The organism is Salinispira pacifica, assembly GCF_000507245.1.
Taxonomy (GTDB): domain Bacteria; phylum Spirochaetota; class Spirochaetia; order DSM-27196; family Salinispiraceae; genus Salinispira; species Salinispira pacifica.
The window spans coordinates 3,329,483-3,346,932 of record NC_023035.1 but is presented as its reverse complement, the minus strand read 5'-3'; the positions used below and the strand labels follow the sequence as shown (position 1 = coordinate 3,346,932).

Here is a 17,450-nt window from a genome sequence, read left to right as displayed (position 1 = left end):
GAAAGATTTTTCCCGCGGCAGTAAAGAGAGGATTGAAAAATATGAGAGGAAATACGAAGCGTTCACACACCCTGCAAAGGATTCGACGGATATTTGACGTTGCCGTTATCGCGGCGGCGGTGCTCGGCCTGAGCACCTGTGATCTTTTAAAGCCCGGCCTGGGCGATGAGGTGGATATTGATCCTCCCAAGATCAGCGTGGAGAGTCACAGCAACGGCGATTACGTGGGGGGAAGTTTCACCCTTTCGGGAACCGTTGAAGACGACTTCCGGGTTGATTCGGTGACCGTCAGCGACGGCACCGATACATTCAATGCAGCTCTTGACGGCGAGACCTGGTCGGTGAAAATCGACAGCAGCTCCCTGAACGACGGGGACGTGGATTATCAGCTCAATGTTACAGATGCTTCAGGAAAGAATGCAAGCATTAACCTCCTTCTCACCGTGGACAACAATCCTCCCACGGTGCTGGTCACCACCCCGGATTTGTATGGAAACGATGCAGAGTTCAACAATGTGGTCACCATAAAGGGAGAAGCTGCGGATACCACCCGGGTCAAAGAGGTCCTCCTCTCCCTCTATGACCGTTCGGATGATTCCGCCGTTTTCACCGATGTGAAGGCCACCGGAACCTCCAGCTGGTACTACAGCTTCGATGCATCCTCTCTGGACGGCGGTCTGAACGGCGAGTATTACCTGATAGTCCGGGCATATGATAACTCGGGAAACTTCAATCCCTGGTTTTATCATTTTGCGGATATCAGAACCAATGCCGACGATGTAAGCGATCTGCCCAATATTGAAGACATTAACGCCTATGAGTACGGGGGAGAAACTCTCCCTGGAACCTTGAATGTTAGCCTGGCAAGTCTGCGGCATGACGCCGATCCGGCGGATCATCTGATGCTCAATGTGAACCCCGACTCGGACATGCCCCAATTCGGGTTTTACAGTCCGTCGGAGACCGGCAGCAATCCCTTCGCCTCCCCCCAGCGTTTTAACGGATTTGTGGAGGACGACGACGGACCTGTGGCCTCTGCGGAAGTGAAGATCTTTGAATATACAAGTTACGTGAATTACGATGATGCCGGCGGGCTCGTGGAGGATTCTCCGTTAACCCTTGAGGGCAGCAACTGGAGCTATGAATCGGATCTGCCCAGCGGCAACGATTACTATATTCAGCTCCGGGCAACGGACATAAACGGTTTAGAGGCTACAAGTCAGCCGGTACGTTTCAGTGTGCCCGAGGGAGTTCCCGGTCTGGTGATTCAGTCACCTCAGCAGGGAAAGTATGTGGGAACCGGCGAAACCCTGGATTTCCAGTTTGATATTACCAATCTGAACTCAGGACGGATAGAAATTGATGTAACCCCGGGAGATGACGACTGGAGCGATGCAATAGAACTTGATCCGGCATCTGCTTATCTGACATCAGGAAATGCTGTGAACGGAACTTATGAAACCAGCATTACCGCCGGAACAGATTTTACCCTTGGAAACGGATCCCAGTCATTCAAGATTCGCGCCGGTGTGGACGGAGGCTGGGGGCAGAGCACCTACAGCTTTGTGGGAGATACCGTACAGCCCACCATGAGCCTTACCTATCCCAACGAGTATTCCCAGCCAAGCGACGCGGTGAACGGAATTATCAGCATCAGCGGGATTGCCGACGACGGACTGAATCCTCTGAAGGCGGTATACGGAAAAATCGAGAGCGGCATTCAGGCCGCACAGCCGGCGCCGGCAAGTTTTGACGGAAGCTGGTTAACACCTTCGGGACTTGCCAACTGGACCCGCACCGGTATAGACACCACTGATCCGGCCCTCTTTCCTGACGGGGACGGGGATTACACTCTCCGATTTTTTGTCGTTGATGCAGCAGGCAACGTAAGCGATTCATCCTCATCGGTTCGCCACATACGGGTGGATCAAAGCTCCGACATTCCGGTGATCAGCTATTCCAATATCCAATCCGGCGGAACCGCTGCAGACAACATATTAGGCAACGGAGCCAGCATTTTTGGAAAGGTGAACGATGACGATGCGGTGGATGCGGACACCGTACAGATCCGTATTGATGTGTATAATGACGGCGCGCCCCTGGACGGTGAAGATATTACCTCCGACGGGGATATTCTGGATACCAATGAAAGCGAAGACTGGGTCAATGTGAGCAATCAGCCTGATGTTGACGGCGGAGAAGTAACCTGGGCCCATTCTCTTGAAAATCTTCCCCAGGGCGTTCACAGCTTTCAGGTGCGTTCAGAAGATATTAATGGAACAGTCGGGCAAAGCAGCGCATGGATCCCCTTCACTCTGGATTTCGGTCCTCCCAGCATTATTATTACTTCTCCGGTTCCGGCTGCGGTGAGCAACGGCAGCGACGGAGATTCCGACGGAAACTACGAGCTGGTAATCACCGGTACCGCCTCGGACCCCAACGGCATAGAAGAGGTGCGACTCTATATTGACAGCGTGGAAATTCCGGCGGGAACCGGAAACCTTGAAATCGTCAGCGGAAGCTACGGTGACGATGTGGTTACCTGGCGCTATGAAATGCCGGTGGACCGGGCAGCTAACAGCGACGACGGCGACTACAGCATGGAAGTGCAGGCCGATGACTTCACAACAGGACCGACAAAAACCAACAGCGAAACCCGCCAGTTCACCATCGATACCCTCAGTCCCGAACTGGTGGTTACCAATCCGGTGAATGGTGAATATGTTGAAATAACCGATTACGATATCCGCGGTCAGATTACCGATAACGGCGGTGCAGGTGTGGACAGCCTGGAATATTCCCTGGACAGCAGTGACGGGTCCGACGGAACATGGACTCCCATTTCCCTGGGCGGCCTGAACTGGACTGTGGCCGACGTGGATTTCTCTTCAGGGGGACAGGGAGCCAAAACCCTGTGGGTGCGGGCAAGTGACGGCTTGAACGATCCGAGTCTTGCAGAAGTAGATTTCTTCTATGACACAGCTGATCCGGTTCTCAGCGAAAGCGGAGCCCCGGGGGAAACCAACACGGATTTCACCCTCAGCGGTTCGGCAAGCGATACCAACGCCTTTGGATCCCTTGAAATACGTGCCGAAAAAGATGGTGCGGATCAGGGAGTGATTTTCACCACAGCAGGCTCCGGAGCGTTCAGCCATCCGGTAACTCTTCCGGGAGACGGCACAGACGACGGTGAATGGGTCTACACCCTCACCGCAGAAGATGTGGCCGGCCGGACAACAGAGCTCACCCGGACGGTGGTGATCGATGAAACCGCACCCGAATCCTTGAGCTTCGATGATCCGGGAGATTATGTCTCCGGGAATGTGGTAAGCCTTCTGGGAAGCGCCGGCGACAGCGGCAGCGGCCTGGCGTCACTGGGGTCCGGCGGCGTGGAATACTCCCTGGACAGCACAGACGGAACAGACGGCAGCTGGTCGGCGGTTTCCGGATCGCCTTCGTCCTGGAATTTTTCCGTGGATCTTGATATTGACGGAGCCGGCGCAGACACCGGCCTGGCTGAAGGATCTCATAGCGCCTGGGTCCGGGCACGGGACAAGGCGGGGAATCTTGCCCCGGCGGTTGAACAGATTTTCGTAGTGGATCAGTCAGCACCCTTTGTCTCCAATCTGGAAGAAGACGGCGGGGCCGACTGGGGCGATGTAATCCTCTACAAGGCGGCTGACTTTACCATCAGCGGTACGGCCAACGACACCAACGGGGTGAGCTCGGTGGCGGTCACCCAGTCCAAGGACGGCGGTGCTGCCGCGGATATTTTCAGCGCAACCGGGGTTCTCAACGGGGCCGATGGTGACAGTTCGCGAACCTGGTCGGTAGACACAGACATATCCGCCGGCGAGGGCTCCTATGTGTATGTAATTACTCTCACTGACAGCGTGGGGCGGCAGAATTCGGTGCAGAAAGAAATTGTTGTGGACAGCAGTGCGCCGAATGCTCCCGGAGTGAGCGATCCGGCTGCGGATCAGTGGCTCAGCGGGTCCAGCTACGCGGTGCAGGGCAGCGCAACGGATAACGGTGCAGCAGGTATCGATTCGGTATACTACCGTGTTGGTGCCCGGGGAAGCAGCCCCACCACCGACTTGAGCGATTCAGGCTGGCAGCCGGCCAGCGGCACCACGAGCTGGAACGCCACCATTTCCTTAAGCGGAGAAGGGGAGCGCAGTCTTTTTGTGATCGCCGTGGATAATTCGGGCAACCAGTCCGCCATGACCACTCATGATTTCGGTATTGATCAGAATGCGCCTACCATAAGCATTGACGGCGGACTGAGCACCATGTACCGCAATGCGGGCTTCAGCATTTCTGGAGATGCGGCGGACAGCAATGCTGTGGACCGCATAGAAGTGGAAGAGAAAATCGGGGCGGGAACATACAGTTCAGCGGGAACCGCCAGCTTCGATTCAGGCACCGGAGACTGGAGTTATACCAGAACCATCGACGGCGGCGACAGCGACGACGTCTATACCTACCGATTTACCGTCTATGACGCTGCGGGAAAAACCGCAGTGGTGGAAAAGGATGTGAATCTTGACCGGGTGGCTCCATCCATCAGTTTCAATAACCCCGACCCCTATATTGACAGTTTTGATGGGGACCCTCTACCCCAGGCGGGGAGAATATACGCCAACGGGGAGATGGATATCTCCGGATCAATCACCGAGAACGGCGGGGTGGGAAATCTCAGCAGTCTTGAGTACTCAATTGACGGGGGCGGCAGCTGGACGGCCCTTACTCTGGGCAGTACCTTCGACATTACCGGAGTGGACAGCAGCGCAGTTGCGGACGGAAGCGATCTCGATGTGAGCGTTCGTGCCATAGACCGCAATGGAAACAGTGCCAGCTCAACGCAGACCCTCCGGGTGTATCAGGATAGCGACAAACCTGTTCTGAACATCAGCGCTCCCACAGACGGGGAAACCATCAGCAGCCAAACCATCAATGTAAGCGGTACGGTGAGCGATGACGATGGAGTGGGTGTGAACGCCGACTCAGTTCAGTACCGGTTCTCCAGCGACGGCGGCGGAACCTGGGGGAGCTGGACCAATGTGAGCACCACAGGATCGGTAACCGACCGCTCCTTCAGTTTTTCATTCAGCAGCGCCACCGACGGGCCCAAGGCAATCGAGCTCAGGGCGGAAGACAACAACCCAACCCCGGTGAACTCGGATGTATTTACCCGAAGTTTCACCCAGGACACCGGTGCACCCACCTTAAGCGGCCTTACACCGGCCAACTTCAGTTATCAGAACGGCGATTTTACTGTCAGCGGAACCGCAGACGACAGCAATGGGGTGGATACGGTGGACATCCGCATTCTTCGGGACAATGTGGAAATCCAGGCCTTCACTTCCACCAGTTTGACCGGTTCCTCCGGGGATGCCAGCAGGGATTTTGACTATACTGTTGATACTTCAGCGGGTGACGGTTTGTATCAGGTGATTCTCCGCAGCCAGGATTTGGGCGGAAATACCCGTGAAGACAGCCGGCAGGTGTATGTGGATACCACCGCTCCAACTGCAGAGTTCACCACCGATTTCGGCAGTGTGGATCAGAACAATAGTATCAGCATTAACGGAAGCAGCAGCGACGCATACGGGGTGCAGAACCTGGATGTTGTGGTTGTGGATGTGAATAACGCAGGGGCGGAAATGCCCCTTCCCACCGGCACGGTGAGCGGTACCACCCTGTGGACCCTGAGTAATCTGGATACCAGAAACTCCACCCTGCTGAATTATGCCCTTGACCTGGGCGGCGGTCAGTACGAGTTGACCCTGAGAGTACGTGCAGAAGATGAGGCGGGAAATGCATATTCCACCTCAGGCACGGACGACCTGACCTTCACCATCGATCAAAGCAGCGACGCACCCCAGGTGAGCATCGACGGAATCGCCTTTGACGGATCATCCAGTGTGACCAGTCCGGTTATTTCCGGCACGGTGAGCGATGATGACGGGGTCTCCCAGATCATCATCGACAGCTACGCGGTGGATGACAGTGTAACAAGCGAGACGGTTACCCTCACCGGTGCAGGCTATGGAGCAGAAACCGTGGACTGGGAAATTACCCTTTCAAATACGGAAAACGGCGTGCGCGGGATCAGAGTCCGTTCGGTAGATACGGTTGATAACAACGGAAGCGATTATTCGGCCATGGACTATTCCAGAACCGACACGGGACGCATCGATTTCAGTCTGGATACCGAACTGCCGGATGCGGCGGTCAGCGGACCGGCCAACGGCACGATCTGGTCGTCCAATGACAGCTTCGATTTTGCCGGAACCAGCGGTGATGAATCGGGAATCGTATCTCTGAAATATAAATTTGACGACAGCGATCTCTCCAGCGGAACGACCCTGATTTCCACCCCCTACGACAACTGGAGTTTCAGCGTAGCCCAGGGAAGTCTGGCTGACGGCGCTCACACCGTGTACATACAGGCAACCGACGGGGTGGGCAACACCAGAATCGCTTCCCGGGCATTCACTGTGGATAAAACCGCGCCTTCAATCAGCATCACCAGCCCCGCAGACGGTTCAGCGGTATTCGGTCCTCTGACCATAGGGGGAACCACTGCGGATAACTCCGGAGGAGCCGGTGTGGACAACGTATCCATCGGGCTGGGCAAACAGATCGACCCCACCAATGCATCCACTCTTGAAGCAAGCACCTGGATCGATACCGGCGGAACAACCAGCTGGTCCTACTCCTTCCTGAACATCAACGACTATGCCAACAGCACTTTTGCGGTGAACACCGGCGACCTTGACGGCGACGGCGTGGAAGATGCGGGGGAAACATGGACCGATCTCTGGGACTTCACCGTGTACGTGAGGGCGGAGGACAGTGCAGGTCTTTCCGGTGACGGCAACGTAAATTATCTTACAAGCTACACCCTTCAGATCGACCCCAAACGGGACCGGCCGGAAGTGACCATCCTGTCTCCCGACGACGGGGCGACGGTGGGAGGTTTCGTACGGGTATTCGGCTCGGCATTTGACAGTCAGTTCGTGGAGAAGGTGCAGATTGCAATCGACGCAGACAACGACGGCGACTATACCAACGACAGCTGGAGCGAGGGAACCCTGGATGAAACATCTGACGGCGTGAACTGGTACCAGGTGAACGGCACCGACAGCTGGAATATCAATCTGAATGAAAACAGCGAGTTTGACCCCAGTGTGGGAAGCACCCGGACCATCGGTATCCGAGTACGGGCCAAGGATTACAAACAGACTCCCGGCGACGGAATTTATGGTGCGGAAGAAGAGATCAGCATCACCTTCAATAAGGACTTTCCCCAGTTTGAAGGAATGACTCTGGTGAGCGGCGACACGGTGAGCGGAACCTATCTGCTCAGCGGACTGGTCCGGGATGAAACGGACATTGACCGGATCATTTTCTCCAACGAAGGACCTCTGCTGGATAATACGGTAATCTTCGACAATCCCGGCGGACTTCTGCCCCCGGGAGCTGCCAACACCACAGGTCTTGAGACAGCTGCAGCGGCGGCGGAAGGAATTACCGTGGAACTGCTGGGAACCGGCGATCCTGACTACGATGGGGCATTCCCGGGAAGTTACCGCATCAGCATTCCAATCAACACCGAAGCTGCCGGCCTGTATAACAACGGAGCAGGCTCCATGAGTGTGAAAGTGACTGCGGAAGATACCACAAGCCCCAGTCCCTTCACCAACCAAAACCTCATCAGCTTCAGTGTGGATAACATTACCCCCTCAGATCTGGCGGTTACCGGAAGTACGGAAATAATCGGTACGGCTGCGGAACTGCAGGGTACCGTTCGGGATACGGGAACCGTTGCGGGAATCGACCGGGTAGTATTGTATCTTACCGACCGGAACGGCGATCTCATACAGCTGAAAAACGGCAGCGGGACCACATCCAGCTTCACGGCGGCCGACGTCTACGATCTTGACAACCCGGCATTCGACGATTACCGGATTGTAATAGACAACGAGCTGGAAAGCGGAGCCGCCGGATCCGACGGCCTTCCCTCAGGGGACGGGGACGGATTTGACGAACGGCTTGCCCTGAGTGCCGGAACTTATCAGTGGTCTGCCCTCTTCGACTCCACCGCTGTGAATGACGGTGCAGTAACCCTCCACAGCAGAGCGGTGGATTTTGCCGGCAACTTTTCTGAAGCCGCCCAGGCTGCGTTTATTGCCAACAACAAGCCTGCCATCAACTCCCTGGTGCTGGGTACCGATCTGGATGCCAGCGGAACAGTTGAAGCAGATGAGCAGGGCACCACCATCTCCAGCGGATACGGAAGCTCAAACTTTACCGCCCGGAACGACTTGCTTTACATCGCTGTGAACAGCGCCGGAGGAAACGGTACGCTGCGCTACTCTATTGTGTATAACGGCACGGAACAGAATGGTGCGCTTACAGACTCGGCGGTGGAAATTGATACCAGTGCATTCACCGAAAGCAGCAGCGATAACGATCAGACGATTGAGATAACCGTGTATGACAGCACCACCAGCGACGATGCGGACTCTACGGATGAACTCAGCGCAGCGGTGACCCTGGGGCTGACCATAGATAACGTGGATGATACAGCTCCGAATTTGGATATTGCTCCCTTCGGTCAAGGCTATAATGAAGATGCTGATGATACACAAAAAGCTCTTCAGCCGGTGACTGACTATGAAGAAAATATCGCCATGTCAGGTGATACCCGACTTGGGCATGTGGAATATGCCGCAGACAGCCTTCATGACGGCACGGATGCGGATATTTCAGGCCGGGTTATTATTCAGGGTAAGGCATGGGATAACCAGATTATCGACCGGATCGATGTGAGCATACCCGGGTACAACGGCGGAACTGCGTTCACCGTATTCGGAAGCGGAGCAGGAACCAGCCCGGACTGGAGTTTTACCGTAGACGGCAGTGAGTATCTGAATGAAGATACGGGCAATGTGTTTAACTGGGACTTTGAATTCGACAGCTCCCGGATAGCCAATGTGGCTGAGAATAATGTGGTTCTGAGCTTTGATATTTTTGATGCCGGCGGAAACAGCGTAAATCGGACCATGCAGGTGGATGTGGTGCCGTACATTAGCTCAATTATCAGACCCGACGGTGCGGAGAATACCTTCAGAAGCCGGTTCGGAAAGTTTATCCTCAGGGAAAACGAAGCTCAGGCAGGACGGGAAATTCTGATAACCGGATACAACCTGGCCGAAACCGGAACATCCTGGGTACGTGTGTACAATGACGACCGATCTGCCAATGACGACCTTGGGGCTGCAAACTACAGTGCAAATACGGAGGCCACGCATATCAGCATAACCGACTCATCCAATCTTACCCATTCCGGATGGCTGAGCGTAATGGTAAACGGGATTGAGAGCATAAATAACAGAAATGGAAGCAGCAGGGACTGGCAAAAGGAAGACGATGGGAGCGGACTGGCATCCACTCTCTGGACCGACGACCGCTATGTGCAGATGTGGAACTATGAAGGCAGCTTTGATCAGAGCCTTTCACCGGTGCATCCCGCCATGGAGGCTGACCGGAATACATGGCAGTTGTGGGCCTCATGGTCATACTATGCAACCTCCGACATGTATAGCGCAGCAATGGGACCTGTAGTGAACCGGACCAGCTATTTCTCCATCTATGACCCGCCGGAATGGACCGATATTCTTGTGGCCCCCGACGGAAGCAGACATATCACCTATCTCCAGAATTATTACAACGGCGGAAACGCCTGGGGGTATCTGGTGACTGAGAATAATAATGGAAATGTGGCTTATATCGAACGCTTGGGTAACGGAGATGCCGATACGCCTAATTATGCCGACGGTGAAGATGAAACTCTGTATCAGTTTCAGAATCCCAGAATTGTTCGCGACGAAGTGAACGGCAGAAACTATGTGTCGTATTATGATGCCTATTCCAAGACGCTGAAATATGCCATAACCGACGGCGCCAACGAAATCGTAGCCACCAACGGAGGAAACGAAACCAGCGGTGCTACGGTGGTTGCAGGTGTGGAGGACACAACCGCTTCTCCCACCAGCAGCGGAGAGGATGTGGGTGTTTGGTCCAGCATTGCAGTGGACAGCATCGGCGGATCCGACGCAACCGATGTACGCCCGGTAATCATCTTTTACAACACCACCCAGCGTACTCTGCAGATTGCCCGGGGAAACACTCCCGAACCTGCCAACAGCAGCGAATGGACTGTCACCGATGTATTCCCGGCAGCAGACACCAACGATGATACTGCAGGATATTATGTGGATATGAAGCTCGATGCATCGGGCAATATTCATGCGGTGGCTCACCGTGTATCCACTGGCGACCTTCTGTACCTTTATGCACCGAACATCGATGGTACCGGAAGCTACACATTCCAGACCAGTGAGATTATTGACAGCGAAGGAGCGGTGGGATCATGGGCCGATATGGATCTGGCCGGGGACACTCCCTATGTGTCATATCTGACAGGAAACGGTATTGGAACCTTCTCCGGACTGAAAATGGCCTACTACGACAGTACCCTTGGAGCCTGGGAGTACGGAGTGGTTGCCACCAATTCCATTGTAAACAGCCAGAGAACAAGTATCGTGGCCCGGCCTACCAGCGGAGCCTGGGTCACATCCACTGCAGGTAAAGTGGCCATCGGCTACGGAAGCGGGAATTATGATCTGGTGATACTGGAAGATGAAGAGTAGGCCTTCCCCGGCGGCACCGTATAAGGTACTGCCGGGAAAGAGTACCGACGCAGATACGGTTTCTAACAGTGCTCTGCAAGTTTAGAAACGGGGCGGCAGTCTTGCGCCGCCCCGTTATTTGTGATGTGCCGCCAGGTACGTTGCTGAAGAGTCTATTGGCGACAGGTGCTTTTTTGGAAAGAATATCCTTTGAACGGAGAGCCTTCACTAGGCGAATTGTTGAGACAGACTGCCGGCTCAGCGCACAATAATCCAGAAATCCGCGGAGGCCAGCATGGTTCTGGCATCCCGGTCCTCTTTATTTACTACACTGCTGCCCGAAATTGCCGGCGTCCAGCCGGTATGAGTAACGATCCTCTCCCGGGAAGTCCGCCCCTGCACGGCCCGAATGAGCCTGGAGGCCGTTTCTCTGTGCTTTTCGGGGAGCTTCTCCAGCAGCCCGGCGGTTGAGGCCGGAGAAGGGGATGCCGAACCGGATGGAGAACCGGATGGAGAACTCTCAATTAAGGCAGTACTGCGGCTGCCGGCGCTCCAGACTGCTGCACGGGTAACCGGCCGGATTGTGCGTACGCCCCTGCCGGAGACGGCGGGGATAACCTTCCAGTAGAAACGCTCTTCCGCCGGCGCCAGCCGCTTCCAGCTGAGATAATGGGGGAACAGCCCCGCCCGGCCTTCCAGGGCTGCGTCCCGGTACGCCGGTTCATCCATGTCCCACCACTGGGGGGAAATAATGCCCCGGTTCGCCCAGTCATCAAGCAGCTCGTATGCACGGTCAAAGTAGCCCGAATCCCGCCAGGTTCGGGGGTTCGCAAGTAGCTCATCCCAGGAATCAAACACTTCCTCATTCACAAACCCCTGCAGAGATTCACTGAGCATCACCAGAACGGGGAGAAACAATTCCGGGTAATCTCCGGGGATGGCCACGGGGTAAAAACGATCTTCAGAAGAAACAAAGGGAGTCAGTGCGTCAGCCATTTCTTCAAGGGGATAGTCTTCCAGCACACGACCGCCCGGCTGCCGGGGAATCAGATTTTCGTTGTGAATCCACACCATGGGATCCAGCGCGGCGAACAGATGCTCTCCCGCCGGCGCATTCATGGGAGCTGCGGGAATGATTGCCGGGGACGGGGCGGTGAGGTGGAGGTCAGCCCTGTTTTCCCCCAGACTCATATTGCCGCTGACAACAGAATCCATGGCCGTTTCAATTACCGAAGTAAATTCTGAAGGAAGGCCCGCCGCCCCGACGCGAAACCGGGAAGGCACAAGCAGAACGGTAAGTATGATTGCTGCTGCAACTGCCCCTGAAACGGCGGTAATTATCTTCATCTTCAGACTCATCCTGCTCATGGTATGCACTCCAAGTTTTTGTGGTTCTTCCGCTGAGCCGGCTCACGATCAGGGGAAAGAAATAGTGAAATCCACCCTGAAATAGTGACCCCAGCTATTGTCACCGGCAATTAAATCCCGGTTCCAGATTCGCTCCAGGGTGTAGCCCAGCCCCATGTTCAGCGCCGGTCCCCGGTATGCGGGCTTTTCGGCAGAGACGCTGCGCAGTCTCACATCAGTTTCCAGGGAAAGCTGCAGGGTATGCTCAAGTACATCCTGGGTGAGAAAGCGTGTGTAAGGTTGCCCGTTAAGTTGTTCTTCAGGATACGGGGCTTGAAAGGTGGGCGTGCGGCCTATGTAGCCCGGATCGAAAATGTCGCCGGAAGCTCCGTCGATGATCCCGGCGCTGGCGTTCCCGTGGCGCATATACTGAATGGCGCTGTTCAGCCCCAGCTCCAGTCCGGGGAGGAAGTTGTTCGATCCGGAGATGGGTTCTGCCTTCCACTCAAGCCTCCATCGGTCGCTGTTGGGATCCAGTCCCGGGCCGATATTTTCACCCCGGTGGGTGTAGTTGCTGTAGTTTGCATCTCCCCCGCGGCTGCTGTCGAAGACCTGAGTCCGTTCGTCCCAGTGGGTGTACATATAGGGCATCACTGCGCTGTAGTCAAAAGAGAGCCTCTGCAGCCAGGGCACCAGCGGCGTCCAGCTGATACCGGTCTGGGCGGCGAACTTGTATTTGGTGTTGAACTCGAAACGGATAATATCGTTGAAATGAACATCATCCGCATAAATCTGCACTGGTATTTTGATAGACGCTGCGGGGGTGAAGATGGCCTCCACACCCAGCAGGGAGTTATCGCCGAAACCGGTAAGCCCCTGATTCAGAAAGTAGCTTGAAAGGGGGATGAGATAGTACAGCTCAAGCCGCTCGCCCCAAACAACCGATTCGATAATACCGAGGCTCAGCCAGTCAGCGGCCTGTACTCTCAACATATGAAACATCATGTACTTTCCGCCGTACCGGCCTTCTCCGTTATCGTCTGTGGCGGAAAGGATGCTCAGCTGTGATGCATAATTCATCCCCGGGGAAAACCCTTCGGAGTCAGGTTTTCCGAACTGTCTGCCGTAATTCAGAGAAAAATGGCCAGCGGCGGGTGCGTCGGGAGATATCAGAATGCCGTCGTTATGGAAGGGACCGGCGCTGCTTCGGTGGGTTCCCACCCTGAAATTGGTTGCCGCCCTGCCGTCCATGCTCATCCTGCTGATATCCAGCAGGCTGTAGACAAACTGACGAATGCTGATATTCCGGCCGAACAGATCGATATCCGACCAGTCGGGAATATAGTCAGATGTTTCCCGTACTCCTGCCGGAAGGGCACTTGCGTTTTCCGAATCCAGCATCTGGGCTTCGTAGTGAAGTTCCGCCCAGGTTTTTCCCCGATCGGACTCCTGAATGTTCCATGCAAAACCCAGCCCGGGAGGGGTGTTGGTATAGAACCCGTCCTCTTCACCGTCGCCGGACACCCGGAATTGAGGTGTAAAGGAGAATGCATACCGAGGATCGGGGGTATTCAGTTTCCGGTAATACTCACCGGCCTTAACTGCTGCCTCTGAGTTACTGTCTGCCTTGGCTATCACATGCTGCAGTGCATAAAGCACCTGCTGATAACTGTATGGGCGCATAATGGGAAGCCCGGGAATGAAACCGGCTTCCTCCCACATCTGCAGATCCGCATATATGGGCGACTCCAGGTCCGAAAGAGAAATATCGGCCAGTGCCTGCTGTGAGTGAAGAAGCGGGGCCGCCGAAGCCGAAATTACCACTGCTGCGGCAATCACTTTATAAAGCGAGGATAAAATCCGGGAAATGGTCATTGTAAACTCCAGCCGGCGCCGAATGTCATTTGCATATCAAACTCACGGCGGCCGGGATCGTGAAATGCATTATTCAGCCATAATATATCAGTATTTATCCAAAAAGAAAGGCGTCCCCAGGTTCTTTCAGGCAGCCTGTATGAAGGTTGAATATTCAAAATGCGCCATAATTCAGGGGTGCCCGTGGGTGTCCGCATGGTTACGGCTTCCTCGCCGGTATCGTAGGGGGTGAGGATATCCTGTTCGCCGTCCTCGACTATGCTGAAGCGAAGATCCAGATCTAAATTCCTCACACCGGCAATACCCTGGATGTCTGTCCAAAAAGTGTAGGAAACAGTGTCCGGACCCCAGCTGAACCCCAGGGGCTCGCTGATCAGCGGGTTTCCTCCTTCCAGATTGCTCAACGCCTTTCGCCTCCAGAAGAATGAATTGAGGCTGTGCTCCCGGATATACAGCCAAGGGTCGCTGTGGATATATTCAAATCCGACGCTCAATCCCTCTGCTGCGCCTTCAATCCGGGGCTCGAACTGAATACCCGCCATCCATCCCATGGCCGAAGGAATGGCAGCGTCGGTATACCGCTGCTTTTCATAGGAGGACTGTATGGAATTGAACATGAACTGACCATACAGTAGAAGATTTTTGACCGGTACAACCTCCGTATCCAGACTCAGCATGCTGGCGGCATAATCCCACTCATAAAAATTGTGCATAATTCCCACCGGATTCAGAAAACGCAGGTCCAGGGGGCGGCCGCCCCAGCTCAGTCCCTCGGTGATGGCAAAATTCCAGCGCTGAAAAAATTTCATATCGAAACGATGGAATATGAAATACTTGGAAGGAAAAATATTCGACGAATCGCCGTCAGTGGTGGTGTAATCGGCCGCAGCCTGCCGCTCGCTTCCGGTGAGGTACGGCTGCACATAAATAAGCGCCATGCTGTATTTGAAATTCTTCCACCAGGCCGATAGCCTAAGCTGATCAAGCCAGTGAGGTGAATCGGAAACAATCAGCTGCTCGAACCGTCCCGGTCCCAGCGCAAGATCATTTCGCCCGGCCAAAAGCGTCCAGTGGGGTCCTCCCACTGTACCGTAGGCAGTAAACGGGAACTGTACATCATAGAATCCGAAATCAGCATTTACATTTGAAGGATTCCCCTGTTTGTCTGTTGCAAAGTATTCCTGGCGAAGCTCCACGTCCCCGCCCAGGTAGGCGGATTCCAAAATGAACATATCCAGCCCCAACTCCACAACCGGAGTGCGGCTGCCGAACCCGTATAGCCACGGCAATTCATAATCCTCATCACCATCCGGGTTAGTCTTCGCATAGGCTTCCAGGTTCACCGAAGGAATAAACCCGACAGAAAGACCCGGCTCATGATAATCCGGTTCCTGCATCAACTCCGCCGGAATATCGGCCCCAATCTGCCGGTAATAAAAACGAAACTCCTCAACGGACCAGGGTCTGGCATTAAACGGAGGTGCAATTCCCTGCCGGATGAATTCCTGTTCAACTGTATCGTATGCATCCGAGGAAAGAGGAACCATTTTCTGCTGAGCGCTCAGCGCCGGCACCGCCAGCAGCATGAGTACCAGTACGGCGAAAACCGGGCGAAAGTTAGGCGTGTTCATGGAAACATAATATCCTGAATGCCCTGGGAAAACGACCCTCCGCCGGGTTTTCCCCCGACGATTATCCGGCCACCGTCAAAAATACCCCACCACAAAGGGCAGCAGGTAGCCTCTATATTCCCCTGGCATGAGAAATGCATTGAAGGCCCGGATCATATCGTCGGCAGGTGGGACGTAATCGTCGCCGATGTAGACATAAATATTCCCATCTCCCATGTCCGGTGTGGGGTAGGTGACATGAATATATTCTTCTGTGTATTCGGCCTCATAAAACAGTTGCTCTCCGTGCATTCCGTAATCCAGACGCTCATTGTTGTAATGATGCAGAATGCTCGGTGCATCGTGGTAAATGTGGTGTACAGCTAATTCATCTGTAGTAAATTCTATCGAACTTATCTCCATATTTTTATAGATCTTAATAAAATCATCTTCTCCCCTTCTATTAAAGAACAGGTCAGGTGTTCCTCCGGGGTCTGCGGAACGGATCACTGAATAGCCGTCTTCTTTGCTGAGGATGATTCGACGCTCTTTTTTGGTCAGTTCGCCCTGTGAAAAATCTTCTCTCGTATACAATATGTGGTCATCCTGGTCCTGAAATGTCTCATGCCTTCGAAGATTTCTTGGTTGGTCCTCACGCTGTTCCTCAATCCGGCATTCCACTAGTCTTCCATCGGCATTGAAATTAAAGGTGAAATATCTGACGGTTTTTCTCAGAGTGGTGTTTTGCTGCGCACTCCTGAACCTTACTGTAATGGTATTCTGGGCCGTGAGTAATCCGCTGCTCACTAACATCAACATCAATGCTGCAATGAAAATCTTTAATTTGCACATCCTTCTATGGTTCCTCCGTCATCTAACACTTCCTTGAATAACCTTGCCAGCATAATGTTATCTCTGGTTGAATGTCGGCCGCATCCCCGGGTAGTATCGTCGGGGTTGCTTTTCTCCATGGGATCGCCACTGGTGAAATGGCTTCCATAGCTTTTGGTAGCGGCATCTGGATTAGTAGCATGATTTTCAAACCCGTCAAAAATACCCCACCACAAAGGGCAGCAGGTAGCCTTGATACTCTCCGGGCATGAGAAATGCATTGAAGGCCCGGATCATATCGTCGGCTGGGGGGACATAGTCGTCACCTATGTAGACGTAAATATTCCCATCTCCCATGTCCGGTGTGGGGTAGGTGACATGAATATATTCTTCTGTGTATTCGGCCTCATAAAACAGTTGCTCTCCGTGCATTCCGTAATCCAGACGCTCATTGTTGTAATGATGCAGAATGCTCGGTGCATCGTGGTAAATGTGGTGTACAGCAAGGATGTGACCTGAGAAATCAATTGAGTATATTTCCATATCTTTATATATTTGAGTAAAGCTTGATGCCCCCGATTTTATGAAAAAAAGGTCGGCTGTGCCCTCTGGGTTCCCCGACCGGATCACCGAATAGCCGTCTTCTCTGCTGAGGATGACTAGCTGTTCATCTTTGGTGATTTGGTTTTGGAAATAATCGTCTCTCATATACAGAATATGATCATCCTGGTCCTGAAATGTCTCATGCCTTCGAAGATTTCTTGGCTGGTCCTCACGCTGTTCCTCAATCCGGCATTCCACTAGTCTTCCATCGGCATTGAAATTAAAGGTGAAATATCTGATGGTTTTTCTCAGGGTGGTGTTTTGCTGCGCACTTCTGAACCTTACTGTAATGGTATTCTGGGCCGAGAGTAATCCGCCGCTTATTAACAACAACATTAATGCTGCAATGAAAATCTTTAATTTGCGCATCCTTCTATGGTTCCTCCGTCATCAAGAACTTCCTTGAACAGCTTCGCCAGCATGGCGTTGTCTTCTGTATCCTGCCTGCCGCAGCCAAGGGTGGTATCGTCGGGGTTAGTGG

The 17,450-nt window shown here is 53.8% G+C and carries 7 protein-coding genes; 1 reads left to right on the top strand and 6 read right to left on the bottom strand.

What is annotated here, in order from left to right; translation table 11 throughout:
* Positions 1–41 precede the first annotated feature (41 nt).
* A complete protein-coding gene (locus tag L21SP2_RS14605; protein WP_144083022.1) occupies positions 42–10,724 on the top strand; it encodes a beta strand repeat-containing protein in 10,683 nt (3,560 codons plus the stop codon).
* Positions 10,725–10,961: 237 nt separating this feature from the next.
* On the opposite strand, the gene L21SP2_RS14600 is transcribed toward L21SP2_RS14605, so the two are convergent.
* The 6 genes from L21SP2_RS14600 to L21SP2_RS14580 all read right to left on the bottom strand — a co-directional run bounded on the left by L21SP2_RS14600 (position 10,962) and on the right by L21SP2_RS14580 (position 17,305).
* Complete coding sequence (locus L21SP2_RS14600; protein ID WP_024269348.1) at positions 10,962–12,071, bottom strand: hypothetical protein; 1,110 nt, start codon at positions 12,069–12,071, stop codon at positions 10,962–10,964.
* Positions 12,072–12,119: 48 nt separating this feature from the next.
* Positions 12,120–13,925: a TonB-dependent receptor gene (locus tag L21SP2_RS14595; protein WP_024269347.1), complete on the bottom strand. Its 1,806-nt coding sequence runs from the start codon at positions 13,923–13,925 to the stop codon at positions 12,120–12,122.
* Complete coding sequence (locus L21SP2_RS14590) at positions 13,922–15,556, bottom strand: hypothetical protein (protein WP_024269346.1); 1,635 nt, start codon at positions 15,554–15,556, stop codon at positions 13,922–13,924. Before L21SP2_RS14590 ends, L21SP2_RS14595 begins: the two co-directional genes overlap by 4 nt.
* A gap of 75 nt (positions 15,557–15,631) precedes the next feature.
* Entirely contained in the window at positions 15,632–16,354 is a 723-nt protein-coding gene (locus L21SP2_RS14585; RefSeq protein ID WP_144083021.1) for a hypothetical protein, read from the bottom strand.
* Between the two features lie 20 nt (positions 16,355–16,374).
* Positions 16,375–16,506, bottom strand: a complete 132-nt coding sequence (locus L21SP2_RS19090; RefSeq protein ID WP_024269344.1) for a hypothetical protein — start codon at positions 16,504–16,506, stop codon at positions 16,375–16,377.
* Between the two features lie 76 nt (positions 16,507–16,582).
* A complete protein-coding gene (locus L21SP2_RS14580) occupies positions 16,583–17,305 on the bottom strand; it encodes a hypothetical protein (RefSeq protein ID WP_144083020.1) in 723 nt (240 codons plus the stop codon).
* Positions 17,306–17,450: the final 145 nt, after the last annotated feature.

Bases quoted from the DNA above. Each gene is read 5' to 3' on its own strand.
- L21SP2_RS14605 (WP_144083022.1), top strand. From the start codon at position 42: ATGAGAGGAAATACGAAGCGTTCACACACCCTGCAAAGGATTCGACGG.
- L21SP2_RS14600 (WP_024269348.1), bottom strand. From the start codon at position 12,071: ATGAGCAGGATGAGTCTGAAGATGAAGATAATTACCGCCGTTTCAGGG.
- L21SP2_RS14595 (WP_024269347.1), bottom strand. From the start codon at position 13,925: ATGACCATTTCCCGGATTTTATCCTCGCTTTATAAAGTGATTGCCGCA.
- L21SP2_RS14590 (WP_024269346.1), bottom strand. From the start codon at position 15,556: ATGAACACGCCTAACTTTCGCCCGGTTTTCGCCGTACTGGTACTCATG.
- L21SP2_RS14585 (WP_144083021.1), bottom strand. From the start codon at position 16,354: ATGTTGATGTTAGTGAGCAGCGGATTACTCACGGCCCAGAATACCATT.
- L21SP2_RS19090 (WP_024269344.1), bottom strand. From the start codon at position 16,506: ATGGAGAAAAGCAACCCCGACGATACTACCCGGGGATGCGGCCGACAT.
- L21SP2_RS14580 (WP_144083020.1), bottom strand. From the start codon at position 17,305: ATGTTGTTGTTAATAAGCGGCGGATTACTCTCGGCCCAGAATACCATT.